General features: G+C 54.2%; 23 protein-coding genes. All 23 read right to left on the bottom strand.

The features are described 5' to 3' along the window. Window positions 1-163: 163 nt before the first annotated feature. The 23 genes from aroH to plsY all read right to left on the bottom strand — a co-directional run bounded on the left by aroH (window position 164) and on the right by plsY (window position 17,502). Window positions 164-535 (bottom strand): chorismate mutase, encoded by a 372-nt coding sequence (aroH, locus tag NSU18_RS31520; protein WP_341018334.1) that lies wholly within the window; start codon window positions 533-535, stop codon window positions 164-166. Then, the gene (gene aroB / locus NSU18_RS31515; RefSeq protein WP_341150925.1) at window positions 529-1,632 is read right to left on the bottom strand and encodes a 3-dehydroquinate synthase; all 1,104 of its coding nucleotides are present in this window, start codon (window positions 1,630-1,632) and stop codon (window positions 529-531) included. The genes aroH and aroB overlap by 7 nt, the downstream gene beginning before the upstream one ends. Window position 1,633: 1 nt before the next feature. After that, a complete protein-coding gene (gene aroC, locus NSU18_RS31510; RefSeq protein ID WP_036727299.1) occupies window positions 1,634-2,803 on the bottom strand; it encodes a chorismate synthase in 1,170 nt (389 codons plus the stop codon). Window positions 2,804-2,985: 182 nt separating this feature from the next. Next, entirely contained in the window at window positions 2,986-3,162 is a 177-nt protein-coding gene (locus tag NSU18_RS31505) for a hypothetical protein (RefSeq protein ID WP_341150924.1), read from the bottom strand. Between the two features lie 110 nt (window positions 3,163-3,272). Next, window positions 3,273-4,076: a CheR family methyltransferase gene (locus tag NSU18_RS31500; protein WP_341018326.1), complete on the bottom strand. Its 804-nt coding sequence runs from the start codon at window positions 4,074-4,076 to the stop codon at window positions 3,273-3,275. 27 nt (window positions 4,077-4,103) lie between these two features. Next, window positions 4,104-4,547, bottom strand: coding sequence for a nucleoside-diphosphate kinase (ndk, locus tag NSU18_RS31495; protein ID WP_036727303.1), 444 nt, complete (start codon window positions 4,545-4,547; stop codon window positions 4,104-4,106). Between the two features lie 111 nt (window positions 4,548-4,658). Next, window positions 4,659-5,627, bottom strand: a complete 969-nt coding sequence (locus tag NSU18_RS31490) for a polyprenyl synthetase family protein (RefSeq protein ID WP_341018324.1) — start codon at window positions 5,625-5,627, stop codon at window positions 4,659-4,661. Next, window positions 5,624-6,484, bottom strand: coding sequence for a menaquinone biosynthetic enzyme MqnA/MqnD family protein (locus tag NSU18_RS31485; RefSeq protein WP_341150923.1), 861 nt, complete (start codon window positions 6,482-6,484; stop codon window positions 5,624-5,626). Before NSU18_RS31485 ends, NSU18_RS31490 begins: the two co-directional genes overlap by 4 nt. Continuing rightward, window positions 6,481-7,023 carry a UbiX family flavin prenyltransferase gene (locus NSU18_RS31480; protein WP_445321883.1) on the bottom strand — a complete coding sequence of 181 codons (543 nt, stop codon included), beginning with the start codon at window positions 7,021-7,023 and terminating at the stop codon, window positions 6,481-6,483. The genes NSU18_RS31485 and NSU18_RS31480 overlap by 4 nt, the downstream gene beginning before the upstream one ends. 62 nt (window positions 7,024-7,085) lie before the next feature. After that, a complete protein-coding gene (locus tag NSU18_RS31475) occupies window positions 7,086-7,961 on the bottom strand; it encodes a UbiA-like polyprenyltransferase (RefSeq protein WP_341150922.1) in 876 nt (291 codons plus the stop codon). Beyond that, the gene (locus NSU18_RS31470) at window positions 7,954-8,706 is read right to left on the bottom strand and encodes a demethylmenaquinone methyltransferase (RefSeq protein WP_340752875.1); all 753 of its coding nucleotides are present in this window, start codon (window positions 8,704-8,706) and stop codon (window positions 7,954-7,956) included. Before NSU18_RS31470 ends, NSU18_RS31475 begins: the two co-directional genes overlap by 8 nt. A 3-nt stretch (window positions 8,707-8,709) precedes the next feature. Continuing rightward, entirely contained in the window at window positions 8,710-9,579 is an 870-nt protein-coding gene (locus tag NSU18_RS31465) for a heptaprenyl diphosphate synthase component 1 (protein WP_341150921.1), read from the bottom strand. Window positions 9,580-9,694: 115 nt separating this feature from the next. Next, on the bottom strand, window positions 9,695-10,234 hold the full coding sequence (locus NSU18_RS31460) for a hypothetical protein (RefSeq protein WP_341018312.1): 540 nt from the start codon (window positions 10,232-10,234) through the stop codon (window positions 9,695-9,697). A gap of 107 nt (window positions 10,235-10,341) precedes the next feature. After that, window positions 10,342-10,590, bottom strand: coding sequence for a trp RNA-binding attenuation protein MtrB (gene mtrB, locus NSU18_RS31455; protein ID WP_051478165.1), 249 nt, complete (start codon window positions 10,588-10,590; stop codon window positions 10,342-10,344). 102 nt (window positions 10,591-10,692) lie between these two features. Then, window positions 10,693-10,965: an HU family DNA-binding protein gene (locus NSU18_RS31450; RefSeq protein WP_019909963.1), complete on the bottom strand. Its 273-nt coding sequence runs from the start codon at window positions 10,963-10,965 to the stop codon at window positions 10,693-10,695. A 355-nt stretch (window positions 10,966-11,320) separates the two neighbouring features. Further along, the gene (gene spoIVA / locus NSU18_RS31445; RefSeq protein WP_341018310.1) at window positions 11,321-12,799 is read right to left on the bottom strand and encodes a stage IV sporulation protein A; all 1,479 of its coding nucleotides are present in this window, start codon (window positions 12,797-12,799) and stop codon (window positions 11,321-11,323) included. A gap of 419 nt (window positions 12,800-13,218) precedes the next feature. Then, a complete protein-coding gene (locus tag NSU18_RS31440) occupies window positions 13,219-13,977 on the bottom strand; it encodes a DUF3939 domain-containing protein (RefSeq protein WP_341150920.1) in 759 nt (252 codons plus the stop codon). Between the two features lie 53 nt (window positions 13,978-14,030). After that, a complete protein-coding gene (locus tag NSU18_RS31435; RefSeq protein ID WP_341018308.1) occupies window positions 14,031-14,399 on the bottom strand; it encodes a 2Fe-2S iron-sulfur cluster-binding protein in 369 nt (122 codons plus the stop codon). A 27-nt stretch (window positions 14,400-14,426) separates the two neighbouring features. Beyond that, on the bottom strand, window positions 14,427-15,050 hold the full coding sequence (locus NSU18_RS31430; protein WP_341018305.1) for a hypothetical protein: 624 nt from the start codon (window positions 15,048-15,050) through the stop codon (window positions 14,427-14,429). A gap of 77 nt (window positions 15,051-15,127) precedes the next feature. After that, a complete protein-coding gene (locus NSU18_RS31425) occupies window positions 15,128-15,307 on the bottom strand; it encodes a DUF2768 family protein (RefSeq protein ID WP_036698144.1) in 180 nt (59 codons plus the stop codon). A gap of 201 nt (window positions 15,308-15,508) precedes the next feature. Then, on the bottom strand, window positions 15,509-15,784 hold the full coding sequence (locus NSU18_RS31420; RefSeq protein WP_036698146.1) for a stage VI sporulation protein F: 276 nt from the start codon (window positions 15,782-15,784) through the stop codon (window positions 15,509-15,511). Window positions 15,785-15,851: 67 nt separating this feature from the next. After that, window positions 15,852-16,892 carry an NAD(P)H-dependent glycerol-3-phosphate dehydrogenase gene (locus tag NSU18_RS31415; RefSeq protein WP_341018303.1) on the bottom strand — a complete coding sequence of 347 codons (1,041 nt, stop codon included), beginning with the start codon at window positions 16,890-16,892 and terminating at the stop codon, window positions 15,852-15,854. Further along, window positions 16,885-17,502, bottom strand: a complete 618-nt coding sequence (gene plsY, locus NSU18_RS31410) for a glycerol-3-phosphate 1-O-acyltransferase PlsY (RefSeq protein ID WP_341018301.1) — start codon at window positions 17,500-17,502, stop codon at window positions 16,885-16,887. The genes NSU18_RS31415 and plsY overlap by 8 nt, the downstream gene beginning before the upstream one ends. Window position 17,503: the final 1 nt, after the last annotated feature.

The following is a 17,503-nucleotide window of genomic DNA, read 5'->3' as shown; positions in this document are numbered from 1 at the left end:
GTATGCCAAAAAAAGAACACTGACAATCAAGGGCCTGCTCTGCTATAAATCCTACACTCAGCTCAACTATACTCTACTCAACTCATTCAAAACTCTGCTTTACTCGGCTAACTTCACTATACATGATGACGGTAGTCATTGACAACCCCGTAATTATAATTTATTACTTGCTCTGTGAGAGATCCGGGCGAAGCCGCTGGGCTTCATTCAGATACACATGACGCATATCCCGCTGGGATTTGTCGGTGTTCACCTGCACCATCAGGCGGATACAATTCGGCAGGCTGCCCTTCACAGGGATCTCCACGGAACACATCAGCGGAACCATCTCCCAGCCTTCAATCTCACGGATCGCCCGTGCCGGGAAGGTTGCATCCAGATCGGCAGTCATCGTAATCCACACACTGCAGATATCCTCTGCGATCACATCATTGCGCTCCACAATCTCCCGCAGCAGGATCACCGTTTCACGTAAAATTTCCGTCTCTTCATTCTGGGTTACGGTCGTTGCACCGCGTATGCCCCGGTTCACCATGGGCTCCCCTCCTTCTTAAGCTGGGCTATGACCTCTGATACATCGCTTGCCTGCACATCATTGAAGATGCTAACTTCACCAATGGCCTCCGGCACGATAAAAGTCATTCGGCCTTCCTTGAATTTCTTGTCATGCATCATCGCTTCCATCAGCTCTTCCCCGCTATACTGCGAAGGCAGCCGGGTCGGCAGCGACAGGGCGGTGAGCATCGATACAGTATCCTCGTAGATCTGTCTGTCCCGGCCCAGCTTCGCTGCGAGCAGAGCAGATCCGGCCATCCCGATGGCAATCGCCTCTCCATGCAGGAAGGTGCCATAGCCGCCGACAGCTTCGATGGCATGTCCGATGGTATGCCCCAGATTCAGAATCGCACGCTGCCCGTGCTCGCGCTCATCACCGCCGATTACGTCCGCCTTGATGGCACAACCGCGTTCCAGCGCATATCCCAGCGCCTCTGGATTCAATGCCAGCAGCTCTTCCGCATGCTCACGGCACCAGTAAGCGAACTCACGGTCCAGAATCAGCCCGTGCTTGACTACCTCAGCGAGGCCAGAAGCAACCTGCCGGGGTGGAAGCGTAGTTAGGGTGTCCAGATCATATACCACCATAGACGGCTGATAAAAGGCACCCAGCATATTCTTGGCCAGCGGATGGTTAACGGCCACCTTGCCGCCTACACTGCTGTCATGGGCGAGAATGGTCGTTGGAATCTGCATAAACCCGATTCCCCGCATATAAGATGCTGCAACGAAGCCGGCCAGATCGCCAACGACTCCCCCGCCAAGCGCCAGCACGGCTGAGCTTCGGTCCAGACCGCCTTGAATGGCGGTGGTAATAACTTCTTCATAGACGGCAAGTGACTTCGAGGCCTCACCTGCCTGAATGACATGGCTGACCACCGTATATCCGCTGCTGCGGAGGGAGGCCTCCACCTGCTCCAGATACAGCGGCGCTACTTCCGTATCACTCACCACCAGCAGCGGGCTGCGCTGCGCGAACCCCGCTTCGGTACAGCGTTCACCGATACTCTGCAGCAGACCGCTGCCGATATAAATCGGATAAGAACGTTCGCCTAAGTCAACAGTAATGCTGCGCATCTTAGTAGCTCTCCAGCTGAGCCAGGTAGTTATTATAGTTCGCGCGGATCTCTTCCAGAGAGTCCCCGCCGAATTTGTCCAGGAACGCCTTGGCAATCTCCCAGGCTACTACACTCTCCAGTACGACACAAGCTGCCGGAACGGCACAGGCATCTGAACGCTCAACCTGGGCTGTGAACGGCTCCTTCGTATCGATATCCACACTCTGCAACGGTTTGTACAGCGTCGGGATCGGCTTCATTACTCCTCTGACGACCACTGGCATTCCATTGGTCATTCCGCCTTCGAACCCGCCCAGCCGGTTGCTCGCCCGGTAGTACCCCTGCGAGGCTTCATACATAATCTCGTCATGGACCTGTGAGCCGCGCAGCTTTCCGGCTTCGAAGCCGATTCCGATCTCTACGCCCTTGAAGGCATTGATCGACATCACGGCTCCGGCGATGGCACCATCCAGCTTGCGGTCAGACTGTACGTAACTGCCAAGGCCAATAGGCAGACCTTCGACAATACATTCCACAATTCCGCCGATGGAGTCGCCTTCTTCCTTGATCTTGTCTATGTAAGCCTCCATCTTCTGCTCCGTCTCCTTGTCCACTACCCGCACAGAGGATTCTTCAGTCCGGGCAATCAGCTCATCGATAGGCAGATCGTTAGCAGGTGCTTCAATCTCTCCGATCCGGATGACTTGTCCGGCAATCTTCACCCCGAAGGCTGCAAGCAGCTGACGCGCTACTCCGCCTACGGCTACTCTTGCGGCTGTCTCACGGGCGCTGGAGCGCTCCAGCACGTTACGCAGATCGGTATGGTTATACTTAAGTCCGCCGTTCAGGTCCGCATGACCGGGACGTGGACGGTTCACCCGGCGCTTCTCTTCGTCACTGCCCGGAATCGGCTCAATGTTCATAATGTTCTTCCAGTGTGTCCAGTCCTTGTTCTCCACAATGAGCGCTACAGGAGCTCCGGTAGTATAGCCGTGGCGTACACCGCCGGCAATCTGGGCAGTATCCTTCTCAATCTGCATCCGGCGTCCGCGGCCGTAGCCCTTCTGTCTCCGGTGCAGCTGGAAATTAAGCTCTTCAAAGTCAAGTGTCAAATTACTGGGCAATCCCTCAATAATGGCTGTAAGCTGGGGGCCGTGCGTTTCCCCCGCTGTTAAATAGCGCAAACTCATGCTGCGTTCCCCCTTCACACTTTTGGACTGTAAACCGCTAAAATGTTAAATGTCTTTGCTTATTATAGTATAGGCTCTCCGCTTTGACAAGAAAGCAATAGACTATCCCGCTGCTTCCCCCGGAACAAAACAAGCGCCGCTCCTGCTCTTTCGAGTAGAAGCGGCGCTGCTGTGCTCCCCGTTCAGGAGCCTGTCTCCAGAGCGTCGCTGCCGGGTGCCGGAAGACGGCTGCCGGTTCTGCCCTCTTCCGCAGTGAGCAGGCTCTGGAGCTGAAGCTCCTCAATGCCGAGAATCTGCCCGCATTCGCGCACGGTGAGGAACCCCCGCCGGTACGCGGTGATGACCTTGCTTTTGTCCATCTGGATTAACGACCTTTCACTTGGCGTTAGGTTTCTTCCTACTTTCCAGTATCACTGAAAAGCGCCTAAAGTATACCTTGTACCAAGGGAGACTCCAGCAGACTAAAAGGCTATTTCTTACGGTAAAAGAAGGTTTCAGTCGACTCGAAGCCATACTGCGCCGGTGTGAAGATCTGCTCCGTGCTGCCCACGAAAAGATAGCCCCCCGGACGCAGACTGGCCGAGAATTTGTGATACAGCTTATTCTTGGCTTCTTCGGTGAAGTAGATCATGACATTGCGGCAGATAATCAGATCGAAGCCTTCATCGAATTTATCCAGCAGCAGATTCTGCTTGCGGAAATCAATATTCTTCTTCAGTCCTTCGCTGACCTTGAAGACCGGGCCTTCAGGTGTGAAATACCGGTCTGCCACATCTTTGGGCACATCCTTCAGGGAGCGCTCCAGATACATCCCCTGCTTTGCTTTGGCCAGCGCCCCGTCATCAATATCTGTAGCCAGAATACCGGTCTGGGCCAGAATATTCTTATCCGAGAGAATCATCGCCAGCGTATAAGGCTCTTCCCCCGTTGAACAGGCGGCACTCCATAGCTTCAGTCTGCGGCCGGAACGCTGAAGCTCCGGCAGAATCACATCCCGCAGCACTTCCCAGCGGTTCGGATTCCGCCAGAATTCAGAGACATTGATCGTCATGCGGTCAAGGAACTCATAGAACAGAGCCTTGTCCTTCATCATTGCCGCATAGAATTCGCTAAAGCTATTGTAGCCGTTCTTCATACGGAGTGTAGTCAGCCGCCGCTTCATCTGTGCTTCCTTATACTGCGCAAGGTCAATGCCGGTGCTTTGCTTAATGTTATGGATAAATCCGGTGTAATCAGGGTCCGGGGTTAATGAGGATTCTTCACGTTCAGCCATAATAATCTCCTGTCTCCTGCCCGGATCTTACATCCAGGCCGCGATGTCTTTATGATACTGTGCCAGCTCATCCGGAGCGAAGAAATTGGCGATCTCACGTGCTGCACTGTCCGGTGAATCCGATCCGTGAATCAGATTAAGCGGAGTATGGCTGGCATAATCCCCGCGGATGGTGCCCGGCAGGGCTTCACCGACCTTGGTTTTGCCGATCAGGAGACGCGATAAAGCGATGACATCATCGCCTTCCCATACCATGGCGAACACAGGGCCGGAAGTGATGAAGCTTACCAGCTCCGGGAAAAAATCCTTGCCGTCATGCTCCGCATAATGCTTCTTGGCCTGCTCTTCAGTAACAGTAATCAGCTTGGCAGCGACCAGCTTGAATCCCTTGTCTTCCAGACGGGCGACGATGCGTCCGATTAGTCCGCGCTGTACACCATCCGGTTTGATCATCAGATACGTTTGTTCCATAGAGTCACTCTCCAATTTCCCTTATTCTAAATGAATGGGCTGTTTATGGTCTGATATTATCAGAAACCCCGGCATCTGTGAACGTAAATTTGCAGGTGAGCTGTTATATTTTCAATAAGCCCGGCCGGTCACGAAAAAGGCGATATCGCGCAAATTGCGCTTCGTCCGGTTGCTGGGCAGCTGCTCCAGCGCATCCAGCGCCTTGGCGATATAGCGGGAAGCCAGCTCCTCCGCACGTGAAATCCCGTCGCCGGAGAGAATCAGATCGATCGCGCGGCCGACCCCGGTGTTCCCTTCACGAATCGCTTCAAGCTCTTCCAGCAGTCGGCTGCGGAGCCGCTCATCCTGCAGACTGTAGATGACAGGCAGAGTGATATTCCCCTGCCGCATATCGCTTCCGGGCGGCTTGCCAATTTGCTTCTCCGTTCCGGAGAGATCGAGCAGATCATCACGGATTTGAAACGCCATCCCAACGTTATATCCGTAATTATAGAGGAGCCTGGCCGTTCCCGGCTCCGCATCTGCAGCCAGAGCGCCAAGCTGACAGCTGACGGCAATCAGCAGCGCTGTCTTCCGGCGGATTCTCCGCAGGTAATGGCGCACGCTCTGTCCGCTGTTGAAGAAGTCGCGGATCTGCTCCATCTCTCCGATGGACATCTCTACCATGGCTTTGGAGAGAATCTGATGAATCAGGGGATTCTTCAGCCCTGAAGTCATCACGAGTGCCTTGGCATAAATATAGTCACCTGTATACATGGCGATCTTGTCGCCCCATTTCGCCTTGACGGTAGGCTCCCCCCGCCGGAGCTCCGCATCGTCAATGACATCATCGTGGACCAGCGAGGCGCTATGAATCAGCTCCAGCGGAATCGCAACACGCTTTAGCTTTTCGAGATCATAGGTCCCGAATTTGCCGCCCATCAGAACGAATACCGGCCGGAGCCGCTTGCCCCCTGCTCTCAACAGATGCAGAGAGGTCTCGCTCAGCAGTTCATCATCCCCCTGGACACTGCGGTATAGCTCTTTCTCAATTTGATCCATATCTTTGCTTAGCAAGCCGAATATTTGCAGTCGCTTCATTCTTTCACCCGTGTCAGCAGATTGTGGCTCCAAAGCTCCATCTTCACTTCCTGCGGCAGCAGGCCCATTTCATAGGCATAGCGGAAATAGAGGTTCAGACCTTCCTGCTGCCTTTCCCCAAAGTCGTAACATAAATTACGGAAGTAATCTCTCCAATAGGAGGCCGTGCCCCCGATCGTGCAGCAGGCTTCATGAATTACCGGTCCCAGATCATTCAGGCCGCGCCGCTTGCTCCGCTCGAAGGCTTCGGCAATCTCGGCAATAGCCTCAGGATTCCGGGCCGCAGCCTTGCGGTTAACCGCCCATACAGCAAAGGTCATACTATGGCCGGTCCATTCCTTCCACAGCCCGCCCAGATCCGTCACTTCATAGCCCTGATCCTGCCAGGAGGCGCGAATGGCATGGTCACCTATCAGGAGTCCGGCATCCGCCTGCTGCATCATGGTGTTCAGATCGGGATCGCTGCTAATATACTCCGGGCTGGTCCCTAATGCCTTATGCATCAGAATCTTCAGCAGATTGACCGAGGTAGCCGAGGTATTCGTCACGGCTATCGTTCCGCTGCCAAGCTGCTGTAGCGGCTTTTTGGAGAACAGAAATATCGACCGCACCGGACCGTCCGCGCTGACGGACAGACCGGGCAGCAGCAGCAGCCGGTCGCTGGCCGCGGCGTAAGCAAAGGAGGATAAAGCCCCGACATGAATATCGCCTGCTGCCATTCCCCGGTTAAGCACAGCCGGCACCTCACTCACCATTTCAGCAGGAAAGCTTAATGCAGAGGGATCGAAATAATGATAGACCGGCCATGAATTGGTGTAGCTGATTTTGCCGATGACGGTGTGTTCCAGGTTTGTCATCCTTCATTCCCCCATCTGCGAAATAAAGTATGCTCAATCCCGAAGCTGTCCAGCACCTTACCCACCATGAAATTGATCAGATCATCCATAGTGGCAGGACCGTAATAGAACGCAGGCATCGCCGGAATCAGCTTGACGCCCATCCGCGACAGCTTCAGCATGTTCTCCAGGTGAATCGCATGCAGCGGTGTCTCCCGGGGCACGAGAACGAGCGGACGCCCTTCCTTCAGCATAACATCCGCAGCCCGCGTCATCAGATTGTCCGAGCTTCCATGCGCTACAGCAGACAGGGTTCCCATTGAGCAGGGCATAATAATCATCCCCTCTGTCCGGAAAGAGCCACTGGCAATCGAAGCACCGATATCCTGCACCGGGTGATACAGAAGAGAACCGGGATAGCTGCCGAACTGCTCCCTCAGCAGGCCTTCCCTGTCAGTTACAGCATAACCCAGCTCCTCCTTGAAGACACGCCAGCCTGCATTACTGACCACCAAATGTACTGTATAACCGAGGGACAGGAGTGTCTCTGTCAGCCGGATGCCGTAGACAGCCCCGCTCGCACCGGTAATGCCAACCACGAAGTTCTTTGGCTTAAGTTCGGTCATTTGTAGAACTGCACCACCAGGTCAATCAGAGTAAAGGAAAAGACTACAATGCTAAGCACACCGTTCATGGTGAAGAAAGCAGTCTGCAGCTTGCTTAGATCACCCGGAGACACAATGTAGTGCTCATAGAACAGTATAATATAAGCAATCACCATGCCGGCTACATACCACCAGCTCAGCTCCGTGATGAACAAGAGAGAGATGAAGCCCAGGGCTGTCAGCAGGTGAAAGACCTTGGCTATCCCCAGCGCACGGGCCACCCCGAAGCGCACCGGAATCGAATACAGCCCTTCCTTGCGGTCGAAGTCCACATCCTGGCAGGAGTAGATGATATCAAAGCCCGCTGTCCAGAATACGATCGTGAAATAGAAGATCATAGCGGTCAAGTCCACCGTTCCTGTAACCGCAACCCACCCGCCGAGAGGTGCAAGGGCAATCGTAAGCCCGAGAATCAGGTGACAGGCCCAGGTGAAGCGTTTGGTGAAGGAATAGAGGACCAGCAGAAAAACAGCAATCGGCAGCAGCTTGGCTGACAGAGGATTGAGCTTGAAGGCTGCCCAGAACAGCAAAAAGAACGAGAACGCGATGAACAACGATACCTCTCCAACCTTCAGTAATCCTGCCGGAATGGCTCTTCCCGCTGTCCGGGGATTCTTCGCATCACTGATCCGGTCGATCAGCCGGTTAAGCCCCATGGCCGCGCTTCGTGCGCCGAACATGGCAACAACCACCCATCCGATCTGGCTCCAGGAGGGCAGTTCTCCAAACATGACTACCGAACCAAGCAAAGCCCCCATAAAAGCAAAGGGTAAAGCAAAAACTGTGTGCTCAAATTTAATCATTTGTAGAAAAATACCGATTTTCTTAAACATTACAGTTCTCCTTGAGTCCAAGATGTAACGCCGCGATGCCACCGTTCAAGGGGAACGATTCCACTTTTGTAAGTCCGGTATCCCGGAAGATCTCCTCTAATTGCTTCCTGTCCGGGAAGAGTGCCAGTGATTCAGGAAGCCATTTATATTGCTCATACCGCTTGGCGAACAGTCTGCCGAGCAGTGGAAGCACACGCTGGAAATAAAAATAATAAATACCTTTGAACGGCTGCTTCATCGGCTTCGACAGCTCCAGGCATACTACCATACCGCCGGGCTTCACCACGCGCTTCATCTCGCTGAGCACCTGAACGGGATCAGGCACATTACGGAGTCCAAAGCCGATTGTCGCGTAATCGAAGGAGTTATCACCGAACGGCAGCTCCATCGCATTCCCCTGAATCAGGGAGATCCGGTCCTGCAGTCCGCGCGCTTCCACCTTGCGCCGTCCCACCTCCAGCATGCCTGCGCTGAAGTCCAGCCCCATAACATTTCCGGTCTCGCTCGCATCCGCGAGGGCAATGCTCCAGTCGCAGGTACCGCAGCACAGGTCCACTGCCGAGTCCCCGCGCTTCATGCCCATCTTGCGCATGGTGAACTTCCGCCAGGCCTTATGGCGCCGGAAGCTCAGAATATCATTCATCAGATCATATTTGCCGGCAATGCTCTCAAATACCGAATGGACAAATTGCTCCTTCGGCTTCTCGCCTTGCCCGCCTGTTACGGTAGCTTTATCTACTGTCATTCTCTAACCCTCCACGGCAGCTTGTCCGGAAATTTTCATTTGCAGAAGTAGGCGGTCCAGTGCTGATCTAAGCTGACCCGCCAGTTCCTCGTCCCTGATGCTCTGCAATAACGTCTGAATGGACGCAAGCGAACTATGCAGCTTGTCCGTCAGCAGTGTATCACATTTGCACCTCAGCTTCAGCTTCTGCCAGTCCTTGGGGTCCAGAGTCTGATCCTTAAGCTGCTGACGTTCCTCTTCGGCCGCCGACTCCATCACCTTCCAGTAAGCATAGCCCTCCAGCGCACTTGCCGGAGTTGCCCCCCGGCGCAATTCCTGGGCTGCAGTCTCACACTGGCTGAATTCGGCGAGCAGCTTCTGCCAGATGTCTCTCAGGGACTCTTCAATCATCGGTGTAAAAGAAAGAAACAGCCGCATATTGAGCTGTACCGTGTGCTTCAAGTATTGTTCGGCCTGGACAAGCGTTCCGCTCATCTTGCCGTAAAGATTGGCCTTCATCACATTGAAATCAGCGATAGCCGTGCTGAGCGTGCCCACCATTTCAATCTGACCGTGCTTCGCGAGCAGATGGTAGAACCAGCTGCTGAAATAATCACCGGCCAGAACCTTCAGCTGGCGGGTGCGCATCATATCACCGCCGGGCTCTTCATGATTCCGGTCAATGCTCTCATGGGTATCCAGTCCAAGCTGGACGAGTCCGGTCACCAGAGTGAACAGCTCTCCCTGCTGGAAGTCTGCCCCCCGGCCTCTGCCGAGAAAAATATATAACAAATGACCCCGCCCGTCTGAGAACGGCGGCAGTTCCGTATGCCGCTGAATCATATCGTAGTCGGTGTAGGGTTTAGCCAGTTGCGGTATGCGGTACGGTTTCATTTTAGCCTCCGAAGCCATTGACGTTTGTCAAAATGATTTGTTCACAATCTTGTCTATTATATCACATGTTTTTTTGTCACGCACGAGTGAAGCCTTCTAGTTTCAATTACCCAGTTCAGGGATAAATGAACTGTTTCTTCCACAGCTCGCTTTCGCTAATGCGGAAGCCGTTCTTCAGGTAATCGGGAAGAGGCGAATTGCCTGCGTTCTCCAGCGCCTCCTGGAGCAGAGGGGTCCACTCGCTGCGGCGGATATCCCCCGCAAGGAGCAGGCGGCGGGTATCCAGCCACTGATCCTCTGCCACCACACGCAGCAGGAGCTGGTCCACGTTCGAGGTCTCCTGAATCGCGAACCCGACCGCCAGAGCCATGTTGCGGTACAGCTCCTGAGGTTCGTGGACATCACCATTCACCTTGAGATCCAGCGACAATACCCCGTTCTCCCAGCCAGCCTTGTCGATCATCAGACTCAGCGGAATCTCACTCAGCGCATCTACCAGATTGTCATTCTCCAGCACCATGCCCTCCGGCCCAATAGTGTGTACTGCGCTATACTTGCTCTGGGCAGTTAGAACGTTGCCGGCCAATTGCGGCAGCAGCAGGGTAGCAGCTGCACTAAGCAGCAACGCCGTTCCGATCAGCCAGCTCCGGTTCATAACATGCCCCCCTACTCATAGTTTCCGCTGCTATGCAGGATTATACGGCACCGCAGAGCGGCCCATATCTAGTTATATTTTGAAAAAAAGCAGGCTATGCCTGCTTTTCAGCTTTCACTCTCTAATTGTCCGTGTTTGCTCCAGATTTCAGCCTTGCCGCGGATTTTCATTGCTGAGGTGTGATCGGTGAATTGGGCAATGAGCACCTCGCCTTTGTCCAGCTTCTCCGTATGGTGAAACCGTGTGTCCAGCCCTCTGGTCAGCCCGATGACCTGAACACCGTTCTCCTTGGCCTTAACTACGATGTAGTCGCTGCCGGACGGCGCAGGATTCACTTCATTCTTCTTCTCAGTCATTGTAATCCTCCTCAAAGTTTATGAGCCTCTCAAAAACAAATGCCGCCCTGGAAGGCGGCATCGTTGGTATTCAAGGACTATGGGGCAGATATGTAGAAATCTTTATTTGATTCCGTCTTTCAGCGCTTTACCGGGTTTGAAAGCCGGTACTTTGCTTGAAGGAATTTCGATTTCTTCACCAGTCTGCGGGTTGCGGCCTTTACGTGCGGAACGTTCGCGCACTTCAAAGTTTCCGAAGCCAACCAGCTGAACCTTATCGCCGCTTTGCAGTGCACCTGTGATTGCTTCAAAAACGGCATCTACCGCTTTCGTAGCATCTTTTTTGGGAAGTTCAGTTGCTTCTGTAACTACATTGATCAAATCTGATTTATTCATGTCTTCTCACCTCCCTGGTTAAAAGTTCCGGTATCATACACTGTTTCCGTTTCAACGTAAAATATACGTGATAATCCCGTTTATTACTAGGGTACTGGCACCTCTCTTCTAGAAGCGCAACAAACTTATAGTAATACAGCCCAACCATAATATCAAGGCGTTCCTTAAAAAAGGAGCAGAAAGTAGCAGGTTTCCCATCATTCCGCTGTAATTGCGCAGTCTATTACTACCAGTTATGCCGTAAAAACGGAAGCTTTCCAGGGAGAATTCCCCTTTTCCACTCTATCCGCATGCGGACCCGGAAATAGCAAAAGAGCGGGAAATGCTCCCGCTCCAAAGGACAAGCTTATTTTATTTAGAGGATGATGGCGATCAGGCCGCCCGAGCCCTCGTTGATAATCCGGCCCAGCGTTTCCTGCAGCTTGTAGCGGGCATTGTCCGGCATCATCGCGATCTTACCCTGGATGCCTTCGCGGACTATGGAATGCAGGGACCGGCCGAAGATATCGGATTCCCAGATTTTGATCGGGTCATTCTCAAAGTCCTGCATCAGGTAGCGCACCAGCTCTTCACTCTGCTTCTCCGTACCGATGATCGGCGAGAACTCCGACTCGACATCCACCCGGATCATGTGGATCGACGGTGCCGTAGCCTTCAGCCGGACTCCGAAGCGGGAGCCTTGACGGATCAGCTCAGGTTCATCCAGCGCCATCTCAGCCAGGGAAGGTGCGGCGATGCCATACCCCGTGGTCTTCACCATTTCCAGTGCTTCCGAGAAGCGGTCATATTCGCGCTTGGCGTGGGAGAAGTCCTGCATCAGCTGGAGCAGGTGATCCTTGCCGCGGATCTCGACCCCGACTACCTCCATCAGCACCTGATCATACAGTTCTTCGGGAGCATAGAGGTCGATCTCGGCTACCCCCTGGCCCATGTTCATGCCGCTGAGGCCTGCCCGGTCGATGAAATCATATTCGGTAAACTGTGAGACCAGGCGGTCCACATCACGCAGACGGCGGATATCCTTCACGGTATCGCGGACAGAATTCTCATAGCTGCTGCGCAGCCAGTGATTCTCACCCAGCACCATCACCCAGCTTGGCAGGTTAACATTGACTTCATGTACAGGGAATTCATACAGCACTTCGCGCAGTACACCGGTTACATCGTCCTCGGTCATATTCGCAGCGCTGAGCGTCATCACCGGAATGTCATATTTGAGGGCAAGCTCACTGCGGAGCTGCTGGACTTCCTCACTGCGCGGCCGGGTCGAGTTGATGACCAGCACGAACGGCTTGCCGACCTCCTTTAGCTCTGCAATGACGCGCTCTTCGGAATCGACATACGAGCTCCGCGGAATCTCAGCAATCGTACCGTCTGTAGTGACTACCACACCCAGAGTGGAGTGCTCCTGAATGACCTTGCGTGTCCCGATTTCAGCCGCTTCCTGGAAAGGAATCGGTTCCTCGAACCATGGCGTCGAGATCATCCGCGGACCATTCTCATCCTCATACCCTTTTGCTCCTTCTACTGCATAGCCTACACAATCGACCAGCCGGACGTTGACCTCCAGCCCTTCGGCCACCTTAATCTGCACCGCATTGTTGGGTACGAATTTAGGCTCGGTAGTCATAATCGTTTTGCCTGCCGCACTTTGCGGCAGCTCATCGACCGCTCTTACGCGGTCTGATTCACTGGTGATGTTCGGCAGAACAATCGTTTCCATGAAGCGCTTGATGAATGTCGATTTCCCCGTGCGAACCGCGCCGACGACGCCAAGATAAATGTCTCCGCCGGTACGCTCGGCAATGTCCTTGAAAATATCCACTTTTTCCAAAAGAGATCCCCTCCTCATATTACTCCGAAGAAAAAATGCCTGAAGAGCATCGACTTCGCGTTCCGCCGGCAAACTGACCCTTGCAGGACAACCACCGGACTAAGCTTTGCCCGCCCGAAGCCTAGCTTACTTGCCTGAGGCGAAGCAAGGTTGCCCCGCGCTAAACTCCGAATGCTCGGACATGCATTTGGACTAGTATCATCATATGTATCCGTAACGGATTTATGACAAGCGTCCGCGCATTTTGCATCTGAAATTTCGTATACCAGTTCCAGCTAGCCACTGCGTCAAGACACCCGGAAGTCTTCTCATCAAGTCTATGAGGGAGGCCTGCACCCTAGAACTACTATCCTTCCTGGCAAAAAAACAGCAGTCCCCGCCCTCGGAGATCTGCTGCTTTAAGTAAAAATACTGCATCGTTATTCTTGCGGAGCCTGCGGAACCGGACGGCCGTGGGCCCACAGGTAAGGGAGTGACTTGACGGGAACATAATAAGAAGCCTGGTCCAGCTCCAGACGCAGATCACGGTCTGCCGCAGGTTCACTGCCGTTCTTATCTATGGCCGAGGAGATATCCCCGCTGTAATCCACATAGACCGTCCCGCTGCTATCCATCAGGAATTCCAGCGGCTGGCCCGAATATACGCTGCTTAGCTTGATTGTCGCGGTCCCTGCCCGTTTGGCGTCAATGGACACAAGGCCCGGATACAGCTCCTCTCCTGCCGGAAGCTTCCCGCCGTAGGCAGACTTATAGAGGTTCACCTTACGCTGGATATCGTTAACCTTCTGCACGGTCACCAGGTCCATCAGTTTGACCTGCGGGTCCGTCTCCTCATCCAGCACCAGGAAACGGGCGCTCCCGCCCTTCTCGAACGCTGCTGCCGGGATCTCATCCAGGTATCCTTCCTGCTGCAGCTTATTCAGGTCAATCACGAATTTCTCGTATCTGGGCGTGGCCTGATCGCTGGTCAAGATCGGCAGTAGCCCATTCTGCTCCTGATAATCATCGACCGCAGCCTGCACCCGCTTCACACTCTCGCGGTAACTGCTGCCGGGCTGCTGCTGCTCCCGGGGATACATGCAGCCGCTTAGAGACAAGAGCAGCAGGACAAGCAAAGGCAGCTGAATAGCAGACCTGTTCCGCCTCTGCCGGAGCTTCACCAGCTGCATAGAGTCCATTCGCAGGGCTCCTCTCTGTTCGTTTATGGTTGCGTATGTGCCTGTAGTAGCCTTCACCATAAGTCCTCCGTTTCGCCACGGCGCGCCGCTTCCAGCCTGCGGCGTACAGCCGCTTTCAGCGGGTCCTCGGGGATATGCACCCTGACATCACCCCATACAGCGGCCTGACAGGCAAGGCGGACGCCTTCATCCAGCAGGCTGCCAAGCTTGCGCTTCTCCGCCTCCGCAGGAGGTCTGAGTGCCCCGGCCTCCCCATGCTCCACCGACACTTTGCACATCATGCACCCCGCCTTGCCCCCGCAGCGGGTAGGCAGGACAATTCCGGCTTTGCGCACAGCCTCCAGCAGCGATGTACCATGCTTGACAGAAGCTGTGCGTTGTTCCGGAAGGAAAGTGACCGTTATTTGCGATTTCGCATTCATCTTACAGCCTCCTTCCCTGCATTCAGGTTATATACGTATAGATTCAGTGATCCCCAGCAGCTTGTCCAGCCTGGGCTGCAGGCCGGCGGCTTCCAGATGATTCTCCTCGACGAGCTGTTTCAGAAGCGGCAGATGACTGTTTATATCCCGCTTAACCAGCTCAGCAATAGCCCGGCAGCGTTCTTCCCTGCCGCGCAGCAGATTGAAGATTAGCTCATGGACGAGCGGCATCAGTGCCAGCCGTCCGCTCCCTTCAAGCGCATATATCGGAGCATAAGGCTGCAGCTTGCTGATATCCACTGAATACTGCCCGGAGCCGCCTCCGATCCTGAATCCGCCCACCAGCTCAACCTTCACCTCCCCGATGAAGTAGAGCCCGCGCAGAGAGTAACAGCCTCCGCTATAATCCTCTACCGGCGCACAGACCGTGTATCTCAGCAGTGCCTGATGAAGCTGCGCGGTATCCTCCAGATCACAATAGAGATCAATATCGCGCGGAGCAGCGCTCAGCTGAACCCCGTGCAGCAGCAAACCGCAGCTTCCCCCCAGCAGCCACACCGGCGGCTTACCCGGCCCGATACCATCCAGCTCCTCCGCAATGCTGCCCAGTGCCGTCTCCAGCACATAAGGAATTCCTGAACCGGCAATCAATCTACACACGCTCCATTCCTGTAAAATCAACTAACGATTCTGTCAGAAATACGTCTGCCTGAGTATAATGTAAATGCTTACATAATTGAAGCGGCCCCGCCCAAAACCCCGATCAGCAGGATGACAAAGGCAATGACCGATAAAACTGCTCTAAGCAGGCCCTTCGTCTTGCTGCGTGCAAAAGTAATCAAAAAAACGGATAAGCCCATAATCAGTACCGCAATCAGAGACAGCCACATTTTTGTCATCGGGTCCATAGGTCATGCGCCTCCATTTCACTTTTCCCGGATTGCGACTATTATAGCGTGAAACCCGTCATTTTTTAAGTATTAATTTACAGATTAGCCCCTGCCAATAGAAAAAAAGGGCGTCAACCGCGGATTCAGCTTGCCTTCCGGAGTTATGCCCAGTCTGAAAAAGAGCCATCCCGGCAGGAATGGCCTTACTTCACGGATATGCTATTTTTTCAGCATCATTTTCATTAAAGACTCCATTGTACCGGAACCGGCGCCGCCTTTTTTAACAGCATTGACGATCTCCTGCACGGTAGCCTCGCTGACCGGCACTTTGGCCATAGCGGATACCTGTTTAATTAACTGGCGGAGCTGGGCTTCATTCTGTGTGGTGCCCGGCTTAACCGTACCGGCCAGCTTTTTGATGGCACCTTCCGAAATGTTTTTGCCCGTCTTCTTGTTGATGGCGTTCAAAGCATCCTTGGAAAAATCTCTGCTCACTGTTCATCCCTCCTCCGTCAATCCCCATTAACAACATATGAGATATTCCGGCAAAAGGTGAACGTGATCAGGAATGCCACTGCTCCCAGGTCTCCTGGGAAATAGCCTCCATCTCCGTCTTGCGGTCACGGCCCATCAGAGCTTCCACGGCATTACGCGGTGTTCTGCCCTTGAACAGCACATGATAAATCTGGTCGGTAATCGGCATCTGTACGCCCAGCTTCAGCGAGATTGCATAAGCCACCTCCGTTGTCCGGATGCCTTCTACAACCATCCCCATCGAGTCCAGCACCTCATTCAGCGGCCGGCCCTGGCCCAGCATGGAGCCCGCGCGCCAGTTCCGGCTGTGCTGGCTCGTTGCCGTTACGACCAGGTCCCCGAGTCCGGCAAGGCCGGAGAAGGTTAAGGGATTCGCTCCCATCTCCACACCGACCCTGGAGATCTCGGCCAGGCCGCGGGTAAGCAGCGCCGCCTTCGCGTTGTCCCCGAAGCCCAGCCCGTCGGACAGCCCTGCACCCAGCGCGATAATATTCTTCAGTGCACCAGCCAGCTCTACGCCCAGCTGATCCCTGTTGGTATACACACGGAAGTCATTGTTAATGAACAGCCCCTGCGCCGCCTTGGCACGGCCCTCATCCGGCGAAGCCACTACGACCGTGGTCGGACAGAGCCGTACCACTTCTTCCGCATGGCTCGGCCCGGAGAGCACAACAATGTCACCTTCGCCGCAGCCCAGCTCTTCCGAGATCACTGTGGACATCCGCTTCATGGTCTCGGTCTCGAAGCCCTTCGTCGCGTGAATGCAGAGCATATCGTCCTTCCAGAATGGCTTAAGACTATGCGCCACCTGACGCATTCCGGAAGAAGGCGCGACAATGACTACCGCCTTCGAACCGGAGACGGCAGTCTCCATGTCCGTGGTGGCAATAATATTCCCGGGGAGCTTGATTCCCGGCAGGAAATGTTGATTCGTATGTGTCTCGTTAATCTCGGCAGCCTGCTCAGGCTTTCGCGTCCACAGATAAACCTCCGAGTGGTTAGCCGCCAGCACAGTAGCCAGCGCAGTTCCCCAACTGCCCGCGACCAGCACGGTTACTTTATCAGACAACGCGATTCCCCTCCTTGGCTTTGGAGCCGATTTTGTTCTCACGGCCCTGCGAGATCTTCACGATATTGCTGCGGTGACGCCAGAAGGCGAACACCACAATGATCAGACTTCCCCATAGCTCCGGGGTTGTATGCTCCGTGAACAACAGGAAGACTGGAGTAAGCGCCACAAAAATCAGCGAGCCCAGCGAGACATACCGTGTAAGTACAATAGCAAGAATAGCAATCAGACCGGCAAGCAGCGCAGGCCAGAATACCAGCGTAGCCATCACACCAATCGTCGTTGCAATCCCTTTTCCCCCGCGAAAGTGAAAATAGACCGGCCAGTTATGCCCGATGATCGCAGCGAGTCCGCAGACCACTGCGACCCAGCTTCCCCATCCCCCGGCCCATGTGCCAAGCCAGACTGCGGCAATTCCCTTCAGTACGTCCAGAAACAGCACCAGTATGGCCGGTCCCTTCCCCATCACACGCAGCGTATTGGTCGCTCCCGCATTGCCGCTTCCATATTGGCGGATATCAATCCCCTTAAGCAGCCGGGCGAGCAGTACACTGAAGCTGACGGAGCCAAGCAGATAGCTTATAACGATAACCAGAAGTTCAAACGCCACT

It is taken from the genome of Paenibacillus sp. FSL H8-0048, assembly GCF_038002825.1.
GTDB lineage: Bacteria > Bacillota > Bacilli > Paenibacillales > Paenibacillaceae > Paenibacillus_AQ.
This window is presented reverse-complemented; position numbering and strand designations above follow the sequence as displayed.